General features: G+C 45.0%; 17 protein-coding genes. 12 read left to right on the forward strand and 5 right to left on the reverse strand.

Annotated elements, in window-relative coordinates; all coding sequences use genetic code 11:
* Positions 1 to 57 precede the first annotated feature (57 nt).
* Both P404_RS0112740 and P404_RS0112745 read left to right on the forward strand, forming a co-directional pair.
* The gene (locus tag P404_RS0112740) at positions 58 to 798 is read left to right on the forward strand and encodes an ABC transporter ATP-binding protein (protein WP_026830964.1); all 741 of its coding nucleotides are present in this window, start codon (positions 58 to 60) and stop codon (positions 796 to 798) included.
* Positions 795 to 1,934 carry an ABC transporter permease gene (locus tag P404_RS0112745; protein ID WP_014969687.1) on the forward strand — a complete coding sequence of 380 codons (1,140 nt, stop codon included), beginning with the start codon at positions 795 to 797 and terminating at the stop codon, positions 1,932 to 1,934. Before P404_RS0112740 ends, P404_RS0112745 begins: the two co-directional genes overlap by 4 nt.
* A 98-nt stretch (positions 1,935 to 2,032) precedes the next feature.
* Here P404_RS0112745 and P404_RS0112750 read toward each other — a convergent pair whose 3' ends face one another.
* Entirely contained in the window at positions 2,033 to 3,328 is a 1,296-nt protein-coding gene (locus P404_RS0112750; protein WP_026830965.1) for an ammonium transporter, read from the reverse strand.
* Between the two features lie 117 nt (positions 3,329 to 3,445).
* Here P404_RS0112750 and P404_RS0112755 point away from each other — a divergent pair, with 117 nt between their 5' ends.
* The 7 genes from P404_RS0112755 to mscL all read left to right on the forward strand — a co-directional run bounded on the left by P404_RS0112755 (position 3,446) and on the right by mscL (position 10,240).
* On the forward strand, positions 3,446 to 3,748 hold the full coding sequence (locus tag P404_RS0112755; protein WP_014969689.1) for a MerR family transcriptional regulator: 303 nt from the start codon (positions 3,446 to 3,448) through the stop codon (positions 3,746 to 3,748).
* 143 nt (positions 3,749 to 3,891) lie between these two features.
* Positions 3,892 to 4,938: a uroporphyrinogen decarboxylase gene (gene hemE / locus P404_RS0112760; RefSeq protein ID WP_026830966.1), complete on the forward strand. Its 1,047-nt coding sequence runs from the start codon at positions 3,892 to 3,894 to the stop codon at positions 4,936 to 4,938.
* Positions 4,935 to 5,867 carry a ferrochelatase gene (gene hemH, locus P404_RS0112765; protein WP_014969691.1) on the forward strand — a complete coding sequence of 311 codons (933 nt, stop codon included), beginning with the start codon at positions 4,935 to 4,937 and terminating at the stop codon, positions 5,865 to 5,867. The genes hemE and hemH overlap by 4 nt, the downstream gene beginning before the upstream one ends.
* Positions 5,857 to 7,275, forward strand: coding sequence for a protoporphyrinogen oxidase (gene hemG, locus P404_RS0112770; RefSeq protein WP_026830967.1), 1,419 nt, complete (start codon positions 5,857 to 5,859; stop codon positions 7,273 to 7,275). Before hemH ends, hemG begins: the two co-directional genes overlap by 11 nt.
* 139 nt (positions 7,276 to 7,414) lie before the next feature.
* On the forward strand, positions 7,415 to 8,875 hold the full coding sequence (gene cls / locus P404_RS0112775; RefSeq protein ID WP_026830968.1) for a cardiolipin synthase: 1,461 nt from the start codon (positions 7,415 to 7,417) through the stop codon (positions 8,873 to 8,875).
* A gap of 72 nt (positions 8,876 to 8,947) precedes the next feature.
* Complete coding sequence (locus tag P404_RS0112780) at positions 8,948 to 9,841, forward strand: Cof-type HAD-IIB family hydrolase (RefSeq protein ID WP_236624404.1); 894 nt, start codon at positions 8,948 to 8,950, stop codon at positions 9,839 to 9,841.
* A gap of 21 nt (positions 9,842 to 9,862) precedes the next feature.
* The gene (gene mscL / locus P404_RS0112785; RefSeq protein WP_026830969.1) at positions 9,863 to 10,240 is read left to right on the forward strand and encodes a large-conductance mechanosensitive channel protein MscL; all 378 of its coding nucleotides are present in this window, start codon (positions 9,863 to 9,865) and stop codon (positions 10,238 to 10,240) included.
* Positions 10,241 to 10,332: 92 nt separating this feature from the next.
* On the opposite strand, the gene P404_RS0112790 is transcribed toward mscL, so the two are convergent.
* A complete protein-coding gene (locus P404_RS0112790; protein WP_026830970.1) occupies positions 10,333 to 12,507 on the reverse strand; it encodes an ATP-dependent helicase in 2,175 nt (724 codons plus the stop codon).
* Between the two features lie 246 nt (positions 12,508 to 12,753).
* Between P404_RS0112790 and P404_RS17670 the strand changes: the two genes are divergently transcribed.
* The gene (locus tag P404_RS17670; protein WP_236624405.1) at positions 12,754 to 13,227 is read left to right on the forward strand and encodes a GNAT family N-acetyltransferase; all 474 of its coding nucleotides are present in this window, start codon (positions 12,754 to 12,756) and stop codon (positions 13,225 to 13,227) included.
* 70 nt (positions 13,228 to 13,297) lie between these two features.
* Here the strand turns inward: P404_RS17670 and P404_RS18275 are convergent.
* From P404_RS18275 to P404_RS0112815, 3 genes are all read right to left on the reverse strand, one after another.
* A protein-coding gene (locus P404_RS18275) for an IS3 family transposase (RefSeq protein ID WP_236624308.1) occupies positions 13,298 to 14,853 on the reverse strand; the annotation gives its coding sequence in 2 pieces (ribosomal slippage) (positions 13,298 to 14,214 and positions 14,214 to 14,853; 1,557 coding nt in all).
* Positions 14,854 to 14,963: 110 nt separating this feature from the next.
* Positions 14,964 to 16,424 (reverse strand): glycoside hydrolase family 32 protein, encoded by a 1,461-nt coding sequence (locus tag P404_RS0112810; RefSeq protein ID WP_014969697.1) that lies wholly within the window; start codon positions 16,422 to 16,424, stop codon positions 14,964 to 14,966.
* Between the two features lie 93 nt (positions 16,425 to 16,517).
* Positions 16,518 to 18,116 carry a sensor domain-containing diguanylate cyclase gene (locus P404_RS0112815; protein WP_026830971.1) on the reverse strand — a complete coding sequence of 533 codons (1,599 nt, stop codon included), beginning with the start codon at positions 18,114 to 18,116 and terminating at the stop codon, positions 16,518 to 16,520.
* Positions 18,117 to 18,357: 241 nt separating this feature from the next.
* Between P404_RS0112815 and P404_RS0112820 the strand changes: the two genes are divergently transcribed.
* Together P404_RS0112820 and P404_RS0112825 are read left to right on the forward strand one after the other, a co-directional pair.
* Entirely contained in the window at positions 18,358 to 19,275 is a 918-nt protein-coding gene (locus P404_RS0112820; protein WP_026830972.1) for an ABC transporter ATP-binding protein, read from the forward strand.
* A complete protein-coding gene (locus P404_RS0112825) occupies positions 19,253 to 19,996 on the forward strand; it encodes an ABC transporter permease (protein ID WP_014969700.1) in 744 nt (247 codons plus the stop codon). Before P404_RS0112820 ends, P404_RS0112825 begins: the two co-directional genes overlap by 23 nt.
* The last annotated feature ends 38 nt before the right edge of the window (positions 19,997 to 20,034 follow it).

A 20,034-nucleotide genomic window follows, 5' to 3' on the forward strand; every position in this document is an offset into this window, starting at 1 on the left:
TGATCAGGAGTAGAAAAGTGAGAATGATTTGTCTAGGATAGTTAATGAAGGGAGTGCATGATCGTGTTATTAAAAATAAATGATTTGTCAGGTGGGTATGGATCCAAAAAAGTGTTGCATCATATTGATATAACAGTAAAACAGGGGGAATTGGTTGGACTGATTGGTTTGAATGGTGCCGGTAAATCGACAACGATTAAGCATATCCTCGGTTTGTTACCTGTGAAATCGGGAGAAATCTTAATTAATGGTGTCAGTTTGGAAGCAGACGAACAAACGTATCGAAAACAAGTAGCCTATATTCCGGAACAACCGATGTTATACGAACAATTGACGTTGCGGGAACATCTACGGTTGATGGCACAAGGATATGCCGTTGATGAAACAACAGCGGAAGAACGAATCATCCATTATGCTACGCGCTTACGCATGACGAAACAATTGGAATGGTTTCCAAGCGTTTTTTCTAAAGGGATGAAACAAAAAGCGATGATTCTCTGTGCACTGATCACGGGAAGTGAACTTTTGATTGTCGATGAACCGTTCGTAGGACTCGATCCGTTAGCGATTCGTGAACTGTTGGTGATTTTTAGTGAATTAAAAGCAGATGGAAAAGGGATTTTGATGTCAACTCATATACTAGAAACGGCGGAACGACATTGTAATCGATTCATCTTGTTACATGAAGGCCATATTGCAGCGGAAGGAACGACGGAAGAATTACGGAACCGGTATGAACTCCAGCAAGGTTCACTCGACGACATTTATGTAGCGGCCATCGAGGAGGCGGAACGATGACCAGTTCCGCACTATGGAGAACACGTTATCAAGCCGCGATGGCAGAAATGACAAAGTACACGCGGTACATGGCGAACGGCGGATTGTTATTTACGGTTTACTTCGTGGTTTTATACGGACTGGTCGTCTATGGTCGATTTTTGGATCAAATCGATCCTGATTTCCCCGGGCACCTCCTCATGGGGGGGTTATTCATTTTATTAGCATTCTACCGATCAGCACGAACATTTTTAGTTGAGGCCGATCAAGTATTTTTATTGCCTAGTCTGCCACGTTTAGATGGATATATGAAACGTGTCCGGGTATACAATGCTCTGTACGGAATGATCCGGGTGATTCTCCCGTTTTTAGCGGTCTCTGTTCTATATGTACGGACAGAACAGACGACAGCTGGCGAATTGATTTTGTTATTCGTCTCTTTAGGGATGATTGGAGCTGCTGCGAACTTATCGAAACTAGAAGGAATCAGTCATCGGATCGTTCTTTTGTATGCGACAGGTGCAGGAGTCCTCGTCATGCTGGACATGGGATCGTTCAGTATCGTCGTTACGAGTTTGTTGTTGCTTACGCTTCACCTCAAAAAACAAGAACAGTTACCTTTGATGGAATGGATTACGCTCGAGCAGGAATCACGTGATCGGTTTTACCGGATTGCGAACTGGTTCGTGGATGTACCGCGTTTGTCAACGACCTATAAGCGCCGACGTCTGTTAAGTCATCTCGTCGAGAAAATCGGATTTGATCAGAAGCGAACATTTGATTATCTCTACATGAAACAATTTATCCGAAGTACAGACGGAATTGGTTTGATTGTCCGATTGACATTGATTGGTGCAGTGTTCATGTGGCTTGCAAAAGACAGCGGGTGGCTCGTGACGTTAGCGATTCCGGCGTTCAGTGGATTGACGAGTTTTCAACTTGCACCGTTTACCCGGGCGATTGATTCTCATCTGTTGACACGCCTGTTACCATTTGGAGATGCGGTATCTTCAAAACGAAAAGTCATCCGTGTCGCGTCATTCTTACAGGTGATGGTCCTCACACTGGCAGGGGTTATTCTCAGTGGTGAAGTTACTGTTTTTGTAGGGGCAATCGTGGCACTTGGCATTGGCGAGTACTATGCGCGAAAAAAATAAGTAGATGGCTTCACGCGCTTTTTTAGGCGAACAATGAGACCCGATTCCCGTCCGAGCAGACAGGGAATCGGGTCTCATTTGTTTGACGAAACAACTGGTTAGTTGACCTTCTCCGTTGTTTCTTCTTCGTAAGCCTTTTTCAACTCTTTGCTGATGGGAGCGGGAAGGTCGTAAGACGCCTGTCCGTGTTCAGCAACATCCAGTCCACGTAACTCATCTTCCCGGGTAATCCGTAGACCAATCGTGACATCAAGCAGTTTGAGGAAGGCGTAGCTTAAAACGCTGACGATAACGACGGCGAAGACGACACCCAGTGCCTGTACGCCAAGTTGCGTAAATCCGCCACCGTAAAACAGTCCGGCTTGACCGATTCCTGTAATTTCAACGAGTCGTGGTGAAGCGAAGAATCCGGTTGCAAGTGTTCCCCAGATGCCGGCTACACCATGAACAGAAAAAGCACATAACGGATCATCGACACGACGGGCAAGTAAGATGCTTGTTCCATACGTGATGACACCAGCGAGGAAACCAATGACGACAGCTGCCCACGGTTCGACGAAGGCACAAGCAGCCGTGATGGCGACGAGCGCTGCGAGGACACCGTTGATGATCGAAGGGATATCTGCGACCCGTCGATGCCAGAAGGAAATCGCAAGTGCGCCGAGTGCACCGGCTGCTGTCGCAAGAAGTGTCGTCAAGGCGACATAGCTGAAGAATCCATCGGCAATCGTCAAGGTTGAACCAGCGTTAAATCCGAACCAACATAACCAGAGGATAAAGGCACCAACGACAGAATAGATGACGTTATGACCAAGCAGTGGTGTTGTTTCTGCGCCAATCCGCTTTTTCAAAATTAAGGCCGCGACAAGTGCCGCAATCCCACCTTGCAAATGGACGACCGTTGATCCAGCGAAATCTTGCATACCGAGTGAACCAAGAAAACCACCGGCCCAAACCGAACGAGCGATGATTGGATAGATGATGGCAACGAAAAATGTACCGAACAACAGATAAACCGAGAGTTTGGCACGTTCTGCAAAACCACCCCAAGCAATTGCTAATGACACGGCAACAAAGGAAAGTTGGAAAAGAAACTTCACATCGATTGTCACATTTGACCAATCAAGACTTGAGAACCCACCTTGAAGGAAAAAACCTTCCGTTCCGATCAAGCCAGGTCCATCTCCGAACGTTAATCCAAAGCCAATCGCCCAAAAGGCGAGGGCGGCGACGGAGAAACTAATCAACTGTTTGATAGCGACGTGTCCAGCATTTTTAGCTCGTAACATCCCTGTTTCAAGTAGTAAAAACCCAATCTGCATCGTAAAGACAAGTAAAGTAGCGAATAAGACATAAAACGTATCAACTGAGACTAACATTTCTTCTAGATTCATCATCGTTCCTCCTTTATCAATTTAAAGTATGTGTTTACTTTAGACGGAAATCCTTTCCAAGAAACGTCTTGTGTCAGAAAATCTGACATGGTATTTTGGAGGAAAGGAGTGACGAAGATGAATTACCGGGAGAAAAAGGTGATGACGATCGGTATTGTCTGTGAATTGACCGGTTTATCAGAACGTCAAATTCGTTACTATGAAGAACGGAAATTGATTTTCCCAGAACGGACGAACGGGAAAACAAGAAAATATTCATTTACCGATATTGAACGACTAGTAGAAGTCGCGGAGAAAATCGAAGAGGGTTGGCGGACGCATGAAATTCGTGAAAAAGATCGGAAAGTGACCGAACAACAACGCTCGGATTTGATTCGTGGACAATTGAATGCAGCGTTTGGTCTTTATAAGAAACGGTGAACATTTGATGAACGGGTAACGGAACTGTAATTTTGTAAACGATTTATTGGCACACCGTTCTGAATTTCAGATATAATGTTTCTGTGTTCACAAACTTATCGTGTGTTATTTTAGGGCGTTAGAACGAGTATAAAGGGGTAGTTATGATGAAAAACTTTAATGATACATTTTTACGAGCCATTCGTGGTGAAGAGGTAAGTCATGTACCCGTCTGGTATATGCGACAAGCAGGTCGTTATCAGGCAGAGTATCGTGAAATCAAGAAAACACGGACGTTGTTTGAGATTACACATGATTCAGAGTTATGCGCGTACGTCACGGAGCTACCTGTCAAACAACTAGGGGTTGATGCAGCGATTCTCTATAAAGACATCATGACACCTTTACCATCGATGGGCGTTGATGTCGAAATTAAAAGTGGGATTGGTCCTGTCATCGCAAATCCGATTCGGACGATGGACGATGTGCAAGCCTTACAACCATTCAACAAAGAAGACATTCCTTATATCTTTAAGACGATTGAACTGTTACGTGAGCGTCTCGAAGTTCCATTGATTGGTTTCTCTGGGGCACCCTTCACGCTAGCCAGTTACATGATTGAAGGTGGTCCGTCGAAAGGCTATCACAAAACAAAAGCATTGATGTATGGTCATCCTGATGTATGGCATGCTTTAATGGAGAAACTCGGAGACATGGTGATCGAGTATATCAAGGCACAAGTCGATGCAGGCATTCAAGCCTTCCAAATCTTCGACTCGTGGGTCGGTACGACAAGTCGCAAAGATTACGTCCTGTATATCAAACCAACAATGGAACGGATTTTTACTGAGTTAAAAGAAACAGGCGTTCCAATGATCATGTTTGGTGTCGGAGCAAGTCACTTAGCAGAAGAATGGCACGACTTACCGCTAGACGTCGTTGGACTCGATTGGCGTCTGTCGATCGACGAAGCCCGTGAACGTGGACTGACGAAGACATTACAAGGAAACCTTGATCCATCCTACTTGCTCGCACCTTGGGAAATTCTCGAAGCCAAAGCAACGGAAATTCTTGATATGGGAATGAAACGTCCCGGATTCATCTTTAATCTCGGTCATGGTATCTTCCCGGAAGTCGATCCGGAAGTCTTAAAACGTCTCACTGCATTTATCCATGATTATTCGAAAGAAAAAATGGGGGTAGCGAAATGAAAACACTAGGATTACTTGTCATGGCGTATGGTACGCCGTATAAACCGGAAGACATCGAACGTTATTACACGCACATTCGTCGCGGACGGAAACCGTCTCCAGAAGCATTGGCTGAACTGACAGAACGGTATGAAGCGATTGGTGGTGTTTCACCGCTTGCGCAAGTCACGATTGACCAGGCAGAGGAATTGCACCGCCAATTGACAGAAAAATATGCAGGTGAGATCGAATTCAAGCTGTATCTGGGTCTGAAGCACATCGAACCGTTCGTAGAAGATGCGGTCGAGCAAATGGCGAAAGACGGCATTACGGAAGCCGTTACGGTCGTACTGGCACCACACTATTCGACGTTCAGCATCCGTTCATACAACGGTCGGGCGAAAGAAGTAGCGGATAAACATGGTATTCATCTGGCGTCTGTTGAATCCTGGTATAAAGAAGAAGCATTTATTGACTGGTGGGGGACAGAAATCCGGAAAACATTTGACGCTTTACCGGTTCCGGAAGAGAAAGCCGTATTGGTCGTATCAGCACACAGTTTACCGGAAAAAATCATTGCAAACGGTGATCCGTATCCGGAACAATTAAAAGAAACGGCAGAATTGATTGCAAAACGTGCGGGCGTCCAACATATGATTACCGGATGGCAGTCAGCTGGGCAAACACCAGAACCATGGCTCGGACCAGACGTTCAGGATTTAACACGTGACGTCTATGAAGCAGAAGGCTATGAAGCGTTTATCTATGTGCCAGTTGGCTTCGTCGCAGATCATTTGGAAGTCTTATTCGATAATGACTACGAATGTAAGGTCGTCTGTGACGAACTTGGAATTCACTATGCCCGTCCGGCTATGCCGAATGCGGATCCTGCCTTCATGAAAGCCGTGACAGAAGCTGTTTCAAAACAGGTTGGTAGTTATGTCAAGTAAACGTCTCGTCATCGTCGGCGGTGGTATTACCGGTCTTGCCGCTGCCTATTACGCAGAACGTTCTTTTCCGAACTTAAATATTACGTTACTCGAAGCAGGAGAGCGTCTTGGTGGTAAAGTCGCGACGTATCGGGAAGATGGATTTATGATTGAACGTGGACCCGATTCATACGTTGCACGAAAACACATCTTGACGGATTTGATTGAAGCGATTGGGCTTGGGGATCAACTAGTCCGGAACAATACATCACAAGCCTTTATCCTGGATCCGGTTGGTCTCCATCCGATTCCAAAAGGATCGGTCATGGGTATTCCGACAGATTTGGAACTGTTTCGAGAAACCACATTATTGACAGAACAGGAAAAACAAGAAGTCACGGACTTATTGTTACATCCTTCTGAACAGTTGACGATTCCGGAACACGATATCCCGCTTGGTGAGTATTTACGACCGCGGTTGGGGGATGCTTTAGTCGAAAAATTGATTGAACCGCTGTTATCGGGTATCTATGCTGGAAACATCGATAAAATGAGTACGTTTGCGACATATCCTCAATTTGTCGCAAACGAACAAAAAGCCGGTTCCTTGTTTGAAGGGATGCGTTTGATGCGTCCGCTAGATCAAACTCCTAACACGCCACAAATGACAATCAAAGCGACTGGACAATTTTTATCATTAGCAACCGGTCTTGAGTCATTGATTGAGCGGTTGGAAGAAACGTTAGAACAATCCGAAATCCGTCTGGAAACACCGTTGCTTGAGATTACACGGGAAGACGGACGCTACCGCTTGAAGACGGATCATGGTCCGGAATATGCGGATTATGTCCTCTTGACGATTCCGCATCCTCAAGTCGTTCAGCTATTACCGGAGGCGCATGTACCGGAACTCGAACAGTTGACGACCCATTCGACAGCGACGATCACCCTGATTTTTGATCAGCAAGAATCGTTGCCGATCGAAGGAACAGGGTTTGTCGTTAATCGCCGAGCACCGTATTCGATCACAGCCTGTACGGCGATTGATCAAAAATGGAATCATTCGGCACCAAACCATACGGTCTTACGTGCCTTTGTCGGCCGACCGGGCAATGATCATCTTGTTCATGAATCGGATGAAACTCTGCAGAGAGCTGTTTTGCAGGATTTAGAAAAAATTTGCAATCGGAAATTAGAGCCGAAACAAGTCATCATCAGCCGATTAATAGATGGTTTGCCTGCTTATACCGTCGGACATGCGGAACGGACACAACGTGTTCGGGATGAAGTGTCGGCAAAGTATCCAGGCATCTATCTCGCAGGTCTTGCTTACGATGGTGTCGGCTTACCTGACTGCGTTGCCAGTGCAAAAACGATGATTGAATCGATTGCACTGGAACAATCACATGCTGGCGAGTCGATCAACTGACTTTCATGTTTTCATAAAGTGTACGAACATCAGGATTGTTCTGATGTTTCGTACACTTTTTTGTTTCAATCTCTACAAAAATAAGGAATAGCTTATACATTGGGGAAAAGTCCTGACAGACACGAAGGAGGGGATTGCTTTGCTTGAGATTTTAAGCACGTTTCTCGTCATTTTGGCGTATGGATTGATCATCATGAATCTGTTGGCCGTCGTCACCGTCATCTTTTTAGAACGGCGCGATATCGGTGCAACGTGGGCCTGGGTCTTGATTCTGTATTTTGTGCCGCTCATTGGATTTCTCATCTACTTATTTTTCGGACGCCTCTTGAAAAAAACGGACTTCTATCATGTCGAAGAGAAGGAAAAACAAGAACAGGCACGGCGTGTGGCATTACAACTTGAAGAGCTGAATCATCCGCAGACACAGATGCGTCATCCTGCTGTCGTACGGTATGACCAGTTGATCCGAATGAATTTAATGTCAAACGACGCGTTACTCAGTTTTAAAAATGAGGTCGTGATTTTATCGGATGGAGAACAAAAATTCAATCGGATGATGACTGATATTTTGAACGCGAAATATGAAATCAACATTCAGTACTACATCATTCAAAAAGATTCGTTAGGACAGGCGTTGATCGCAGCACTGACAAAAAAGGCGAAAGAAGGGATAAAAGTCCGGTTACTTTATGATGCCGTCGGTTCGCGGGATTTAGGACGAAAAGATTTCAAAGAGCTGTTGCTTCATGACGGGGAAGTGTTTGCCTTTTTTCCACCGACGATTGGTTTGATCAACTTTCGGCTCAACAATCGGAATCACCGGAAGTCGTGTATCATCGACGGAAGAATCGGCTACATCGGAGGATTTAATGTCGGGACTGAATACCTCGGGATTGATGATAAGTTTGGGTACTGGCGGGATACGCATTTCCGGTTAGAGGGAGAAGTCGTACACGACCAGTTGGATCGTTTCATTCTCGACTGGAATCAGGCGAGCGACAGTTACACGGCCAAAGAATTTTTCCGTTATGGCACGCATTCGGTCGAACAGGCCTTGCCGATGCAAATCGTGACATCCGGACCGAACTCGAAAACAGAGCATTTAAAAAATATGTTAATCAAGATGATTTCGTCAGCCAGACAATCCGTTTATATCCAATCGCCTTATTTTATCCCGGACGCGAGCTACATGGATGCCTGCAAGATGGCATTATTATCAGGGGTAGAACTGAGAATCATGATCCCGAATAAACCGGATCATCCGTTTGTCTACTGGGCGACGACAGCAGCAGTCGGAGAACTGATTGATTACGGGGCAAAGATCTACACGTATGAACCCGGATTTCTACATGCAAAAACGATTGTCGTCGATCAAGAAATCGCATCAGTCGGAACGACGAACATCGACGCAAGGAGCTTTAGGTTGAACTTCGAGATGAATACCATCGTTTACGACGCAAAGGTCGCAAGCGCACTAGCCCGTTTGTTCGAAGAGGATTGTCTTGTCTGTGAACGATTGACTGCTGAGAAATACGCAGAACGGTCACGCATGATTAAATTCAAAGAGAGTATCTCGCGACTGCTGTCCCCGATTTTGTAGTGTGAGAAGAAGGGCGAAAACAGGAAAAGGACAAGAGAAATGGTATAGTGTAACTGAAAAAGACAAAGGAGAGTGAACGTTTTGGCAAAAGCAATCAAATTATTGATCTCAGACATGGATGGTACGGTATTATCCAGCAAACAGAAAATAGAACCGGAAACGATTGCCGCGATTCAAGCGGCAAAAGAAAAAGGTATTGAATTTGCGATTGCGACAGGACGAAATTACTTAAACGCTAAAGAATTGACGGATCAGGCAGGAATCGTTTGTCCGATCATCGCATCAAACGGTGCACGTGTCTTGACGGTTGACGGAGAAGAATTAAGTGCAACGACATTGACGGCTGAACAAGCGCAACAGATTTATGGCATCATCAGCCAATATGAAGTCTTCTTCGAGATGTTTTGTGATCAAGGTCTTGTCACCGCTCAAGGATCAACGATTGATGCAGCCTATGATTCGCTCAAGGAGATGAGTGAAGAAAGTGATCGTGCGAAAGATGTCCTCGAGTTTTTCCATAACCGATATTATGTCAATGAAGACGTCAAGATGATTGATGGATTCCGGTCGTTCATTCGGAATCAAGCAGGGCAAGTCTTTAAATTCATATCGTTTTCATTTGATCAAGACTTGATGAAAAAGATTTGGAAAGAGATTGAAGAAAAAGTGGACGGCATTTACGTAACCTCATCCGGTCATGATAACATCGAAGTCATGGCACTTGGTGCTGATAAAGGCACGGCTGTCAAAACACTGGCGAAACATCTCGGCGTATCCATCGACGAGGTGGCAGTGATCGGCGACAATCTAAATGATGTACCGATGTTCAAGGTTGCTGGAATGGCGATTGCGATGGGGAATGGTCACGAAGAAGCGAAAGCAATCGCCCATCAAGTCACAAAAACAAATGATGAGAACGGTGTTGGTTACGCGATTGGCCAATTGGCGGACAAAGCGTGGACGTAACGTCGGAGGAGGTCACCAACCGTGTTCAAAGCGTTTAAGGAGTTTGCGTTTCGCGGAAATGTGATTGATTTAGCCGTCGGCGTGATCTTGGGAGCCGCTTTTAGCGGTATCATCAAATCTTTAGTCGACAGCATCTTCATGCCGCTGATCGGAATAGTGATCGGTGGGATTGACGTGAAAGAGTTATCAGTGACGGTCGGGAAAGCCAAGTTGCTTTACGGACAGTTCCTTCAGGCAAGCATCGAGTTCATTTTGATTGCCTTTGCTTTATTTTTGTTCGTCAAGGGCATCAACAGCTTCCGCCGGAAAGAGGAAGTCCCAGCAGAAGTGGTCGTTCCGACAACGGAAGAAAAGTTATTGACCGAAATCCGGGATGCGTTAGTGCGTCGCAACGATTGACGACTAAAAAGAATCCGTAAAAAAAGGAAAATCGCTCATTCTTAGCTGCAGGACTACGCCTGATAGTTAAGAAGTAGAGCGATTTTTTTAACTTAGAGAATCGTTAACAAGTGATTTTCAGAGCAAACTTGCAGGGATAGTTGTTTGTCGATGCCTTTATCGAATTGAATGTCGAGTACATCATCCATTACATGAATAATCGTACCGTCACCAAACGCGGTATGACGGATCCGCATGTTTTGCTGAACAGGCAAAATAGGGATGGACGCTTTTTCAGTTACCCGTTGACTCCGCGCGTGTGCTATTTTGGCGGTGTCATTTGGATGAAGAATGTGCCGGATATTTCCGATGAACAGGGACTCTTCGACCGGCTTTGATTTATACCGGTAGGACAACAAATGAAGGTCGTGACGTGCCCGTGTCATACCGACATAAAATAAGCGGACCGCCTCTTCCATCTCTTCTAACTGCCCGTCTTTGTAAGACTTGATATTATCAGAGGACGGAAGTACCCCGTTGATCAAATCAATCATGAAGACCCGATCGAATTCAAGACCCTTTGCACTATGAAAAGTCGACAATGTGACGGCATTCTGATGTTTATTTGATTTTGCTTGCCGCATCAATTGTTCAAGATGCAGGATACGTTCCTTAAAAGCAAGCGCCGTCGGAAGGTCACTTGCGACATTTTCAATCGTATTAAGCATCTCGAGCAGAAAATCAATGCTGAAGCCAAGACTATCACTCATTTTTTTAAGGTTTTTTTCATAACCGAGTTCGTTTCGGATCAGCGTTAATGCCGATGCAGGTCGAGCCGTCCGAATGGCAGCGAAAACCGATTTGATGGTCTTTAATTGTTTCTTTTGATAAAACTTCATCTCGACATGTTGGATCAATAAATCAAATACATTTTCACCATTTCGCAGCTCATATAAACGTTGGAGTTGGACTTTCGAGATGTAACCGGCGAACTTCGTATGGATTTGTGCCAATAGATCAACGTCTGAAGGATCATTCGCCAGTTCAATGAAATGTAAGATATCCTTTAAAACCCAATGGCTAAAGAATTTATGGTCGATGTCCTTGATATAAAAAGGAATCCCTGCCAGATCAAGTGCGTTCATGACATTGATCGAAGAAGAATTGTTTCGATACAAAATCGCGACTTCCTGATAATTAGTTTCTTCCCGTAAGTGACGAATGACATAACGGGTCTGGTCTTCATAGGCAGGTAATGTTTCCACGACAATCGGGCGGGAAGAAGGGTTTTTTGTAAACATTTTTTTAGGATGCCGGACTTTATTTCGTTGAATGAACCGATTGGCCGTCTCGACGATTTCTTGCGAAGAACGGTAATTCTGCTCCATATACAAGACGGTAGCATCCGGGTACGTATCCTTAAAATGGATGATTTTAGAGACATCTGCTCCGCGCCAGCTGTAAAGGGTTTGGTCATCATCGGCGACGACACACAAATTGTTGTTCGGTAATGCTAATTTTTCAACAAGCTGGTGTTGGACCAGTGAGGTGTCCTGGCTTTCATCCGTCAAAATGTACTCAAATCGTTGTTGATACGTCGCTAACAATGAAGCATTTTCTGCTAAAATCGTATTGGCATACGTCAACATATCATCAAAATCCATTAAAGGGTGAAGCGGATCACGTAGTTTGAATTGTTCATAAGCAAGATAGATTTCCGGAAAATGTTTGATGGTCGTTTTTAACGTTTCGAGATCTTTTTGTGACAACAAACGGTTTTTGACAAATGAAATCATCCGCAACAATTCATCCATCTGATCTTCCGTGATGACGCTCCGATTGATGTCTTGAAAAATTCGACGGAGGATCATCCGTTTATGCAACGGTTGTTCGGAACGGGGAGAAGATGATTTCTCGATTGCCCCTTCGATGATCGTATAATGAAGGCGATTCGTTGCCGCATAGTCACGAACAACCTGAAAGGCAAAGCTGTGAATCGTCGAAAAAGAAGCGGTCGTTCCGATTAGATGATGGAACCAGTCGTGAAAACGTTCTGCCATTTCGTGAGCAGCAGCTTTACTGAACGTTAAACCTAAGATGGATCGTGGATTCACTTTTTTTTCAAGAATCAAATAAGCAATTTTAAAATTCAACGTTGTTGTTTTCCCGGATCCCGGGGAAGCGAGTAATAGAAGGGGACCTTGATCATGTTCAATCGCTTGGCGTTGCACATTGTTTAGCTTGGTTCCGGTTTCAAGCTCCATACGTTCGAAAAAGTCTGTCGACATCGTTTTGTTCACCTCTTACATCTGTAAACTCAAATTTCTCTTCTTAGTTTAGCATTTTCAGTTCGACAATTGATTAAGTCTACAAAAGAAGTGGAATAGAAGTAAAGAGAAAACCTTTCAGTCAACATCCCTCAAACATTGGCTAAAGACATCTAGAACATGTAAAATGTAAATAGATGTAAGGAGAGAAGCGTATCTCTTCGATTAATGGAAGGCGGAAAAAATATGTCTCAAGTGAAGTTAGTTATGTATACCAATGAACACTATGAACAATGTGATGCATTTATTCTTCCGGAAGAACAAATCCAATTTACGACATTTCCGACACAGGTGGTGTCAGAAGCGTTAGAAAATCCCGATAAATTTCCGGTTGTCATTAAAAAGGATACAGAAGTCGTCGGTTTTTTCATCCTGCATTTACATCCTCCCAAAACACATCGGACAGATGAGAAAAGTGTACTGTTGCGTGCCTTTTCGATTGATGCCCGGCATCAACAGCAAGGATATGCGAAAGAAGCGATGATGCAGTTGCCGGCCTTCGTGAATAAACATTTTCCTGAAGTGACAGCCATCACGTTAGCCGTCAATAAAAAAAATATCGCAGCAAAATCGTTGTACTTCAAGACAGGATACGTCGATACGCTGCAGTCTGTGATGGGACCGATTGGAGAACAGCATATCTTAGCATTTGATCTTCAAAAAGAAATCACATTCGGATAAAAAAAGCACACTCCTCAGTTCAAACTGAACTGCTCCCCGTCAAGTAGACAGGCGAAATAATAAAAATCTTTTAAACGGCTTGAGCCCTGAATTCCAGCGGACTCAAGCCGTTTAGTCGTTCTTGGTATCGTTCTTCGTTATAGAATCGAATGTATTGCTGAATCGCATGACAGAGTTCGTCGAACTCCTCAAACTTATGTAGATAATAACTCTCACACTTCAATGCGCCCCAGAACGATTCCATCGGACCATTATCGATGCATTTACCGACACGAGACATACTTTGTGTAATGCCTGCTGCTTTCGTCATTCGACGGAAAGCATGCGACGTATATTGAAACCCACGATCGCTATGTAGAAGTGGTTGGCTTTCTGGTGCGCCCTGAAGGGCGCGTTCAAGCGTATCGAACACGAGTTGATTGTTATTCGAATGACCGATGACAAACGAACGAATGGATCCGTCGTACAGGTCTAGAATGGCACTTAGATACGCCTTTTGGGATGCGCCATACTTCAGTTCCGTGACATCCGTTACCCATTTCTGATTCGGTCCCGCCGCATGGAAATCACGATTCAGGATATTCTCTGTCGTCTGTTGAGGAAGGTGGCGCATATATTTGGGACGCTTTCGACGGATGACACAGTAGATTCGGGCAACGCCCATCAAGCGACGGATTCGCTTCGAGTTGACGTTTCTGCCAAAGCGACGTTTCAGGTTCAGTGTCATTCGGCGGTATCCGTAAATTCCGTTCACCGAATAGTGAATCTGGCACATCTCTTCGATGATCCGTGTGTTCTCGGTCTCCCGTACCGTCGGTACACGATGTAACCATTTATAGTAAGCTGCACGCGAGATACCCGCAAGGTCACATAAGGCTACGATGGGATAACCGAATTGCGCTGCGAATGACTGGATCGCCTCGTATTTATCTCGATTACGAACTTGGCTTAACGTGACCTCCTCTCGATCTCCTCTAACTTTTTTAGGAAAGCGTTCTCCATTCGCAGACGCTCATTTTCTTTCTCGAGTTGTTTCATTTCAATAGTGAAACGTTCTCCAGCGGTCAATTCTTCCTTCGGTTTCCGACGTCCCCGGCGGTCCAACAGTGCGTCTATCCCGTCTTTCTCGAACTTCCTTACCCAGCTGTAGATTTGTTGATACGAGACCCGATGGGTCTTCATGGTGTGTTGATAGTCTTTCCCGTTCTGTATGCAGTCCATAACTGCCTCGACGCGCTCTTCGAATGTTGTTTTTCTTGCTTTGGTCATAGTGAATCGCTCCTTCAACGGTTTCCCTTGAGTACTATGACCAGTATACTGGCTAATCCATCTTTGAAGCACGCTCTTACTCGAGATGCCGAATCTTAGCGTGGCACTCCTGAGTGATTCCTCACGGTCTAGCACTGCGCGTACGGCCTGTGTTTTCAGTTCTTCTGAATAGCGTGTCCATCCCGTTCTATTACTTAGAGCTGAGGCACCACCGTGACGGTATCGTCTTCGCCAAGTATTCAACGTATCGAGTGAAAGCTCGAAGAGCGACGCAATCTCCTTTAACGTATATGTTCCGTTATCGTACATCTGTATGATGTGTATTTTTTCATCAAGCAAAAATTTAGATGTGGCCATAGAAAAAGCTCCCTTCAAAAGTAGACAGTTTTGTTATTTCAACTGTCTACTTTTGTGGGAGCATATCAAACTGAGAGGAATGTGCTTTTTGCTTGTTTAAACATCGATAGTCAGAGTGCATAAATCGCAAGGTGGGCAGTTGCTTTACCGCTTAAGACAATTCCTTGACTGGTTGATTTCGGGAAGATACGGGCAGAAGCCACCGCTTCTCCGTCGTTCAAGAAGACTTCGATCGACGAACGGTCGACGAACAGCCGCAGCGTGTGCAGTGGTTCAGTTAACGGGATGGAACGCGTCGTTCCGTATTCGATAGCGGGAACCTCTGCGCCAGACCGTGTACGATCCATTGTAAATCGTTTCGTCTGTGTATCATACCGCAGAATCGTTTCTTCTTGCTCACTCGCACGAACCTTTAATTCGAACTGTCCGGAAGAAATAGCAAGATGAGACAGGACCAGTTCAAAGACTTCCGCTTGGACAGGACTTGCCTGTTGTTCGACTACAAGATGTTGTTCATACAGGGTGTCTTTTCGTAGAGAGGTTAGTTCGCGGACCGGATTTTGGCGTAAATGCCCCTGTTCGAGTGTCAATTCTCGTGGCAGTGTCAAAGCGTGCGCCCATTTATAACGATCACTTGGATACGTGATATCGGGTAAACCCATCCAACCGACGAGAATCCGGCGACCGTCTGCTGCTAACGTCGTCTGGGGTGCATAAAAATCAAAACCAAAATCAAGTTCTAAAAAGTCTTCATGTTGATAAGACAGATTCGGGAAGTCGACCGTCTGACCGATGAAGTAACCGGATTGGAAAATGTTTTGGTAGTGGTCCCCTGTCGGTTCGATGCCTTGTGGACTAAAGAGCAACAATCCGTGCCCATCCAGCTCAAAATAATCGGGACATTCCCACATATAGCCGAAGTCCGGATAACGTGTATTCAGTTCTCCGAGTAACATCCAGGATTCAGCATCTTCCGAGTGATAGACGACCGTAGCGCCGGTCAAATCATTTCGCTGGGCACCGATGATACAATACCATGTCCCTTGATGTTGGAACACTTTTGGATCCCGGAAATGTTCGGTATAACCATCAGGTACCGTTGCGATTGCTGGCGGAAGATGTTTTTCAATCCGACCATCTGAACGAAGATGTCCAACGATTTGGCTTGTATGCCGGACCCAATCCTGATCGCGTTTATTGCCTGTGTACATGATATGGACTTTATCATCCTTGACGAAGCCACTACCAGAGTAGGCACCATGCGAATCGGGATCATCATTTGGGATCAGTGCCGCGCCTTCATCGAACCAGTGAACCAAATCCTTTGACGTCAGATGATACCAGTATTTTAATCCATGAACCGGTCCGAGTGGGAACCATTGATAAAATAGGTGGTACGTACCATCGTGATAGACAAAACCATTCGGGTCATTTAACAATCCGGTTGGTGGTTGAACATGAAAAGAGAAGCGCCAAGGGGATGTCCGGACTTCTTCTTTCATGAGTTGGTACACTTCCGGTGCGAGATCGGAGAGTGGGCGGTAGCGTGCTTCGCGTGTCCACTGATTCATGCTGTCAGCTCCTTGTTGTAAGTAGTTGTGTAGTTTCTTCTATTTGTTCACATTACGGAGAACGGTCTGGCTTGTCAATCGTGTCCATCACTATTACTGATGGAAGGTGAGGCGACTTTTACCGTGTTTTTTAGAATCGTATAATGCCATATCGGCACGTTGGATGACATGTTCAATCGACTCTTCAGATGAACGGATGGCGACACCAATACTTGCTCCGATCTGGAGTACATGTTGGTTTAGGACAAACGGATAGGAAAGTGTATGGATGATATCTTTTCCATAACGATCAATCTCCTCAAGTGAAAGTATTTCATTAAGAATGATCAAAAATTCATCACCACCAAGGCGTGCCACCATGCCCTCGTAACGGAATGATTTTTGGAGACGATCGGCGACTTCAATCAGGACAAGATCTCCCATCGCATGCCCATACTGATCATTGATGGCTTTAAAACCATCTAAATCAAGATACAAGTAGACTTGGTTATAGTCTTTGAGCGACAACAGATCTAAGTAATCCGATAATCCGTTGCGATTGGGTAAACCGGTTAAGGCGTCATGTAAAGCGAGTGATTCATACGTTGTCCGTTCTTGTTCCGTATATCTTAACGTGGTCGTCAATTGACGTAATGCAATCGAAAGAACCTCCACTTCACGAATTCCTTTGTGGTATGGAATCGATTTTAACGGATCATGCTGCATCGCTTCTGCTGCCTGAGTAATCTGTTGTAAGGGACGAGTCAGCAGTCTCGCGACGAACCAACCGATGAGGGCTGTGAGGAGCGATGCAATTAAACCGGCAATCAGAATATACGTTTTTAGTGTACTGGCATCTGAGAAAGCGACCTGACTCGGCTGACGGACGAGGACAGTCCAGCCGAGACCATCATAACTTTTATACCCTTTACTTTTAGCCAGACCTGTCAAATACTCCTGACCATTTTTCCAAGTCGACACTTGGTAACCGGCCTGATTTCCTGACAAGAAGGAAGCGGGGAGCGTTTTACCACGCCACTGCTCCGGACCGAGTAAGACCGTTCGATTTTGTTTACTGACAATAAAGACTTCAACATCCTTGATCTGAGCCGTCGAACTTTGGAAACTCTGTTCGATTTCCTTCGCCCATTCAAAACTCAGATGCGCTGCGAGAACACCAGTCAGTTTTCCATTCGTAAATAAAGGTGTGCTGATATCAACGAACTGTAAAGGCTCACCACTAGGGTTCGGGAGTAATTTGGCAAGCAAGACGGCATCATGGACGTCACCGATAAACGGTTTTTTTTGTGCTTGTTGAAAGACCGGACGCTCTTTGATCGATTGACCTTCTAAAATTGTTCCGGTTGAAGCAAGGACTTGACCATCGGGTGCGACAACACCAATCCAAGAAAAGTCAGGAATTTGTTGTTGCAGTTGCTGTAGCGTATCACGGGTTTCCTCTGTGTTCTTAGGTTGCTGAATCGTGGGTAATGTCCGCAATACATTGACTTCAGCCGTCCGTGACCACATGTAATGATCGAGTTTATCGGATAACTGATAAGCGGTTGCAGACAAGGTCGTGCCTACTTCTTCTTTTAATCGGTCGGTCGCGCGGTGACTGATTAAAAACGTCAAACAAAGTGTCATGATGAAAAATAGAACGGCAATCAATAAGGCAAGTAAGGCATCAAAACGAATAGACCAGTTGTGCATACAATAAACTCCATTTCAAGAACGAGATAGGTAAGGAAGATCTTTTTTAACATTTTAACATAAGCGATTTATCTGGTTTGATTTAATTCAAACTTTATGGATTATCGTCACAGGGCAGACAAAGGTCGTCGTTAAAGTAAAATGGAATTGGAAGCGGATTACATAATTGTAAGAATAGGAACTTTTTTATCTGTAATGACGTACACTAGAACAAGAAGCGCAAGCAAGAGGAGGAAAAAAGATGCTGAAAATTGAACATGTGTCAAAACGGTTAGGAAAAGAAGAAATTTTAAAAGACGTCAGTTTTGAAGTATCACCGGGAGAAGTATTTGGATTTCTAGGACCAAACGGTGCCGGGAAAACAACGACGATCCGTATCATTACCGGGCTGCTCGAACAAGACGCGGGGACGGTCACCGTCAATGGTTTTGATGTCGTTCAGGAACGTTCGAAAGCGTTGACACAAATCGGGGCAATCGTCGAAAATCCTGCATTTTACCCATACATGACCGGAAAACAAAACCTTGTCCAAGCGAAAAACCTGATTCCCGGCCTTGCGACGGTTGATTATGAGGCGTTGGCGCAACTCGTTGGTCTAGAAGGAAAACTTTCGAAAAAGGTCGGCGAATATTCCCTGGGGATGAAACAGCGTCTAGGAATCGCACGTGCCCTGTTACATAATCCACGTGTCTTGATCCTGGATGAGCCGACGAATGGGCTGGACCCAGCGGGAATCGCAGAACTACGAGAATACTTACGGAAAATGGCGCGGGAACAAGATATCGCCATTCTGATTTCGAGCCATATGCTAGGTGAAATGGAACAGATCAGCGACCGGTACGCGATCATTGATCAAGGGGTCATCAAATCCGTCGAATCCGTCCGAAATGAGACGGGAGCAAAAATTTTAATCCGTGTACCGGAAGCAACTATTCTGGATGTGATCGAAGTATTGCGGGCCGCTAATTATCCGGCAGAACGCTGGAAGGACAAAATTGTCATCACGGCACCTGAAAGTGAGACACCGGCGATCGCCCGACTGATCGTTCCGATTGCTGATCTACATGAACTGACGGTCAAGCGTCAGACGCTCGAAGAACAATTCTTACAAGTGACGAAAAAAGAGGGGGATTCACATGCTTTCGCTCATACAAAATGAATGGATGAAATGGTGGACGATGAAAAAATCGAAAATCGTTTTAGCACTATACCTTGTCATCGCCGTTGGACTGGTCATCATCGCTAAAACCAATGACTTTGATTTTACGCGAAGTGAATATTACACGTTGGTTTCGACGATCTTGTTTGGATTGCTTGGAATCATCACGATTGTCTTCACGGCAGAGACAGTCGGGAACGAGGTCCGTTATGATACGATGAAACATCTGTTGATGAGTCCGTACTCGCGGATGACGATTTACTTCTCGAAATTACTGTTTTCGATCTTGATCATGCTCGGTCAATTCCTCTTTATCGCCCTGATTACGTATGCGGCCTCGTTTGCCTTTTCTGAAACAGGAGAAACACTTCAATTGCGAGATACGGTCTTGGCGCTCGTCAACCCGATCTTCACGATTTTCATGACGTTGTTCTTTTCGCTTGTCTTCCGCTCCGTCGGGATGATCATCGGCTTTACGGTCTTGGCACAATTCTTTACCTCGATTGTCGGAAATGTTTTGTTAGCATTCAAACCGGAAATCGCTAAATGGATCGTCTTCATGCATTTGGATTGGTCGATGTATTTTAAAGGTGCATTGACATACGGGATGGCTGAACCGATGGGAACGACGCTGACATTTTCAATCATTTTTGTCATCGCCCATATCTTAGTCTTATTCGGTAGCTCGATCTTGATTTTCCAAAAAAAATCGTACCTGTAAGCCGATTCGTCCAAAAACAGATCCTCTCCCTGCGAGAA

This window comes from Exiguobacterium antarcticum DSM 14480 (assembly GCF_000685865.1).
Classification (GTDB): domain Bacteria; phylum Bacillota; class Bacilli; order Exiguobacteriales; family Exiguobacteriaceae; genus Exiguobacterium_A; species Exiguobacterium_A antarcticum.